General features: G+C 64.3%; 5 protein-coding genes and 1 pseudogene. 3 read left to right on the top strand and 3 right to left on the bottom strand.

The genetic code is table 11. The annotated features are described in order from the left end of the window. Together QZ281_RS04450 and QZ281_RS04455 are read left to right on the top strand one after the other, a co-directional pair. On the top strand, positions 1–1,276 hold a 1,276-nt coding region (locus QZ281_RS04450), incomplete at its 5' end, for a putative PEP-binding protein (RefSeq protein WP_292225187.1). Positions 1,277–1,504: 228 nt separating this feature from the next. After that, complete coding sequence (locus tag QZ281_RS04455; RefSeq protein ID WP_292225189.1) at positions 1,505–2,032, top strand: porin family protein; 528 nt, start codon at positions 1,505–1,507, stop codon at positions 2,030–2,032. Positions 2,033–2,135: 103 nt separating this feature from the next. Here the strand turns inward: QZ281_RS04455 and QZ281_RS04460 are convergent, their stop codons facing one another. Then, entirely contained in the window at positions 2,136–2,396 is a 261-nt protein-coding gene (locus QZ281_RS04460) for a hypothetical protein (RefSeq protein WP_292225192.1), read from the bottom strand. A gap of 145 nt (positions 2,397–2,541) precedes the next feature. Here QZ281_RS04460 and QZ281_RS04465 point away from each other — a divergent pair, with 145 nt between their 5' ends. Beyond that, positions 2,542–3,735, top strand: coding sequence for a M48 family metallopeptidase (locus QZ281_RS04465; RefSeq protein ID WP_292225195.1), 1,194 nt, complete (start codon positions 2,542–2,544; stop codon positions 3,733–3,735). Positions 3,736–3,744: 9 nt separating this feature from the next. Here the strand turns inward: QZ281_RS04465 and QZ281_RS04470 are convergent, their stop codons facing one another. Both QZ281_RS04470 and QZ281_RS04475 read right to left on the bottom strand, forming a co-directional pair. After that, positions 3,745–4,923, bottom strand: a complete 1,179-nt coding sequence (locus tag QZ281_RS04470) for a beta-ketoacyl-ACP synthase III (protein ID WP_292225197.1) — start codon at positions 4,921–4,923, stop codon at positions 3,745–3,747. Between the two features lie 84 nt (positions 4,924–5,007). Further along, positions 5,008–5,929: pseudogene (locus tag QZ281_RS04475) on the bottom strand (capsular polysaccharide biosynthesis protein); the annotation flags it as partial.

Here is a 5,929-nt window from a genome sequence, read left to right on the forward strand (position 1 = left end):
CGCGGCGGTCGTGGCGCGCGGCATGGGCCGGGCCTGTGTCTCTGGCGCGGGTGAAATCCACATTGACGAGGCCCGAGGCGTGTTCACCGCGCGCGGCCGCAGCTTCGCCGCCGGTGAAGTCATCACCATCGATGGGTCGAAGGGCGAGGTGCTGGACGGCGCCGTGGCCATGATCGAGCCGGAACTGACCGGCGACTTCCAGACCCTGATGGCCTGGGCTGACAAGGCGCGTCGCCTGAAGGTGCGCGCAAACGCCGAAACCCCGCTGGACGCCAAGACCGCGCGCGGCTTCGGCGCCGAGGGCATCGGCCTGTGCCGCACCGAGCATATGTTCTTCGACGACACCCGGATCGCCGCTGTGCGCGAAATGATCCTGGCCGATGACGAGAAGGGCCGCCGCACGGCCCTGGCCAAGATCGCCCCGTTCCAGAAGTCGGACTTCGTCGAACTGTTCGAGATCATGGCCGGCCTGCCGGTGACGGTGCGCCTGCTGGACCCGCCGCTGCACGAGTTCATCCCGCACTCGGATGAGGACATCGACGCCCTGGCCGCCACCTCGGGCATCGACGCCGACAAGCTGAAGCGCCGCGCCAAGGAATTGCACGAAACCAACCCCATGCTGGGCCATCGCGGCTGCCGTCTGGGCGTCGCCTATCCTGAAATCTACGAGATGCAGGTCCGCGCCGTTCTGGAGGCCGCTCTGGATGTGAAATCCAAGTCAGGCCAGGCGCCGATCGTCGAGATCATGCACCCGCTGGTGGCGACGGGGCTGGAGATGAAATATCTCCGCGAACTGACCGACCGCACCGCCAAGGCGGTGTTCGGCGAGGCGGGGCAGACTGTCGACTATCTGGTCGGCGCCATGGTCGAACTGCCGCGCGCCGCCATCCGTGCGGGCGATCTGGCCGAATACGCCCAGTTCTTCAGCTTCGGCACCAATGACCTGACCCAGACGACGTTCGGCATCAGCCGCGACGACTCGGGCCGCTTCCTGCAGGCCTATCTGGACAAGGGCATCTTCGAGACGGACCCGTTCGTGCGTCTGGACCAGGACGGCGTCGGCGGCCTGATCGAGATCGCAACCGAGCGCGGTCGCGCCGCCCGTCCTGACGTCAAGCTGGGCATCTGCGGCGAGCATGGCGGCGACCCCGCCTCCATCGCCTTCTGCGAGAAGACCGGCCTGGATTACGTCTCCTGCTCGCCCTACCGCGTGCCGATCGCTCGCCTCGCCGCCGCCCAGGCTGCGCTGGATATCGAGCGCGAAAAGGACCGCTGAGGTCTTATCCATCCAGAGACTGAAGGGCGGCTTCTGCGGAGGCCGCCCTTTTTCTTTGATGTCACAAAGTCGCCGTTGTTAGCAAAACGCCGTGTGTGGCTCAGGTTCAACAGGCATTGATTGCTTCTGGTCAGCTCTGGAACAGATCAGGTCGCCACCTATTTAAGCACTCGCTGGATGGGGCTGATGTTCCTTCGGTTCATCACATCTAGGAGTTAATAAGAAACAATGCGTAACATTCTTCTCGCTGCTGTCGCCGTTTCCGCAATCGCTGCACCCGCCTTTGCTCAAACCAATCCTGAGCCGCGTGGTTACGGTTCTCTGGGTTACACTTATCTTGACGGCGATGCCGCCACGACTGGCGCCGTCACGGGCCGCCTGGGCGTGAACATCAACCGTTACATCGGCGTCGAGACCGAAGCCTCGGTCGGCGTGAAAAAGGACGATGTGACGATCAACGGCGTTGATGGCCGGATCAAGCAGAACTGGGACGCCGCGGGCTATGTGGTTGGCCGCGTGCCGGTGTCCAATAACTTGGAACTGTTTGCGCGTGGTGGTTACGGCCACACCGAACTGAAGCAGGACGTTGTGGGCGCGCGGACTGACATCGGCGGCGACAGCTGGAACTATGGCGCTGGCGCCAACTACTTCCTCGACGGCGTGAACGGCGTCCGCGCCGACTGGACCCGTCGCGACTACCGCGATGATGGCGGCAAGGCCGACGCCTACTCGGTCAGCTACATCCGTCGCTTCTGATCTTCAGCTTCCGCTGAACAGAAAAAGGGCGCGCTCCGAAAGGGGCGCGCCTTTTGCATTTTCCAGGTGACTGTCGTCAGGCCCCCGTTTTCAGGCCCCGTCGTCAGGTCATGTCGCCGGCGAGAGCCCAACGTTGCGAGCCTTCGCCAAAGGGACGCACGAACATGTCGCGGTACTGTTCGAAGGCTTCGATGATTTTCTGGCGCAGGTCCGTGGGATTCACGGCTTCGCCACGCTGGCGCTTCATGGCGGTGACGCAGTCAACCACCAGATTCTGATGCGCCGAACCGCCCATGCTTTTCAGCACGGCGGCGATGTCCCGGGCCAGGCTTTCCAGGACGTGTTTCGGTGTTGTCTGAGCCATGCGGGCGCTCCCCTGTTCTCGACAGGAAAAGCCGTTGCAAAAACAGGCGGCAGATTCAAGCTTGGCCGCGCATTTGTGATCATGAAAGCGAATTAACCTGACATAACGCCGGTCACACGTTCTGGTTCTCTGGAGGGAGGACGATATGAACAATTTTGATCCGGCGGCGGCGACCGCCCAGTGGCTGGCGACCCTGTCGCCACAGGAGACGGCGCGGGCCGTCGCCTATACGCAGGGCTCGCACTGGTTGATTTTGTGGAGTTTTCTGGTCGCGGCCCTGGTCGCCTGGATCATTGTGCGGACCAACTGGCTGGTGGCGATCCGGGAGCGGATCGAGCGCAACAAGCCCCGGCCCAATCTGGCGACCCTGGCGGTCGCAGCCGCTTATTTCGCGATCAGCACGGTTTTGACCCTGCCGTGGTCCATTTACGAAAGTTGGTGGCGTGAGAAATCCTATGGCCTGACCAGCCAGGCTCTGGGCGGCTGGCTGAGCGAGGCCCTGATCAGTGCGGTCATGTCCGTGGTGCTGTCGTCCCTGCTGCTGCTGGTGATCTATGCGCTGATCCGGCGGGCAAGGCGGCTGTGGTGGGCCTGGGGGGCGGTGGTCACGACGGTCTTCATCCTGATCGGCCTGATTGTCTCGCCGATCCTGATCGAGCCGATCTTCAACACCTATACGCCTGCGCCGAACGGTCCGGTGCGTGACGCCGTTGTCGAACTGGCCAAACAGACCGGCACGCCGTCGGACAAGATCTACATCTACAACGGCTCCAAACAGTCGGATCGCTACACCGCCAATGTGTCCGGCCTGTTCGGCACGGCGCGCGTGGCCATGAGCGACACCATGTTCAAACAGGGCGCCGACCTGTCAGAGGTGCGCGGCGTGGTGGGCCATGAGATGGGCCACTACGTCCACGCCCACGTGCTGTGGATGGTCGGGGTTCTGGTCATTCTGGCGGGGCTGGCCTTCTGGCTGACGGACCGGCTGTATCCGTTCGCGCGGCGTCTGCTGGGGGCGAAGCGGGTGGGGGACATCTCCGACCCTGCAGGCCTGCCTGTGCTGGGTCTGGTGCTGGCCTTCCTGGGCGTCCTGGCTACGCCGGTCTTTGCGACCATGACCCGCACGATCGAGGAAGACGCCGACCATTTCTCGCTGGTTCACGCCAATGAACCGGATGGTCTGGCCAAGGCTCTGGTGAAGACGGCCGAATATCGCGCGCCTTCACCCTCGGCCATCGAGGAGTTCTTGTTCTACGATCATCCCAGCGTCGAGAACCGCGTGCGCCGGGCGATGGAGTGGAAGAAGGCCCACCCCGAGACGGGCAAGCCTGTTTCCTAGGTCAGTCTCTTAAGCGCGTTTGCGGACGAAGACGGCGCCGGCGGAATAGCCGGCGCCGAAGCTGCAGATCAGCCCCGTGTCGCCTGCTTCGAAGCCGTCATTGTGCAGGTGGAAGGCGATGATCGACCCCGCCGACGAGGTGTTGGCGTAGTCGTCCAGAATGATGACGTTTTCTTCTTCCGACGGCTCGCGGCCCAACACCTTCTTGCCGATCAGGGTGTTCATGTTGATGTTGGCCTGGTGCAGCCACAGGCGCTTCAGCCCGTGCGGGTCCAGGCCCAGTTCCTCGGCGTAGTCGACGATCATGTCCGACACCATCGGCACCACGTCGCGGAAGACCTTGCGGCCCTGCTGGACGAACAGCTTGTCGTTCTGCTGGCTGTCGTCGGCGACCGTCGCGTCCAGATGTTCGGTGTCGCGCGCGGCGCGGTTCAGGAAGCCGAAATTATTGCGGATGTTGTTGGAGAAGACCGTCTTCAACCGCGCGCCCAGCACGTCCCAGCCGCCCGGACCCGCCGTGTCCGACGATTCCACGATCACGGCCGTGGCCACGTCGCCGAAGATGAAATGGCTGTCGCGGTCGGTGAAGTTCAGGTGGGCCGAGCAGACTTCGGGGTTGACCATCAGCACCGCCTTGGCCGAGCCGGAGGCGATGAAGTCCGCCGCCGTCTTGATGCCGAAGGTCGCCGACGAACAGGCCACGTTCATGTCGAAGGCGAAGCCCTCGATGCCCAGCGCCTGCTGGACCTCGATCGACAGGGCGGGATAGGCGCGCTCCATGTTGGAGGCGGCGCACAGGACGGCTCCGATCTCGCTGACCGGCTTGCCCCAGGCGGCGATGGCGTCCTGAGCAGCCTTGACCGCGATCTCGGCCAGGATCGACAGTTCCTCGTTGGAGCGTTCCGGCAGGTGCGGGGCCATGCGCTGCGGGTCGATGATGCCGGTCTTGTCCAGCACGTAGCGGCTCTTGATGCCCGAGGCCTTCTCGATGAAGCCGGATGAGGAATGGGTCTTGGCCTCAAGCTCGCCCGCCTCGATCTCGGCGGCGTGGCGCGTATTCCACCCGTCAGCCCAGGCGTTGTAGCTGGCGACCAGTTCGTCGTTCGAGACGGACTGCTCGGGGGTGAAGAGGCCGGTGGCGGCGATGACGGCGTGGGGCATCTTTGTTTCTTTGTTCCTATCGCTCAGCCTGCGGGGCTTCGCTGCTAGAGGAGCCTGTTCCTGTCGCGCGGCCTCGATGGTTCGAAGCAGAGCGTTTCATATCTAAACCCGTCAATAGGATGGCGGAGGCTTTCGGTCGAGACTGGCGATGATCCCGGCGGCCCAGCGCTGGATCTGGCCGCGCGGCGCCTTGGGCGTCGGCTGGTCGCGGGCGGCGATCAGGCGCTCGACCAGATCCTCGGCCTCGCAGGGCCAGCCCTCGGGCGTGACATAGATCGGATAGGCGATCAGGGCGGCGTGAACCAGATGATCGACGCTGGCCCGACGCGTGCGGCGCTGGAACGTCATCCGGTCGTCGGTCAGGCCCCAGCCTGCATAGAAGGGGCGGCCATAGACCGACACGGCCTTGCCCCGCATCAGGGCCTCGAACCCGGTCAGGGAGGTCAGGGTGGCGACCCGCTGGCAGGCCGCCAGACAGTCGATGATGTCCAGTCCGTCCGCCGTCGCATCCACCGACGCCAGCGCCGATGCGTCCAGTTTGCCGGGACGATTGCCCGCCAGCACATCGGGATGGTTGCGATAGATCAGGAAGGCGTCCGGGTGATCGGCGCGCGCCGCCTCGACCAGACCGGAGTTGGTGTTCAGGTCGGGGCCGCAGCCCAGGAGGATCGACTTGTCGTTCTCGACCTGTCCCACGACCAGCAGGATTTCGCGGTCTGTCGGCCAGTCAGTCGGCGCCTGACCCTTCAGATTGTATTTCGACAGGCCTGCCCCGACGACCCGCATCCGCAAGCTTGCAGCCCGAGCTAGTTGACCGGGCGACAGGCCGTCGGTCTCGATCAGGGTCTCCAGCCGCGACGGGCGGGACGGGTCATAATAGACCCCCTGATCATCCAGCGCGACCGACAGGGCGCCGACGAAATCCGATCCCAGTCCGCGCGAACGGATGAAGCCGTCCTCCATCCGAACCGTGGGACCGTCGAATCCGGCGGCGGCTTGCCGCGTGGCCTCGCTCTCCTTGCCCGCCCACCAG

It is taken from the genome of Brevundimonas sp. (genome assembly GCF_018608325.1).
Taxonomy (GTDB): Bacteria; Pseudomonadota; Alphaproteobacteria; order Caulobacterales; family Caulobacteraceae; genus Brevundimonas.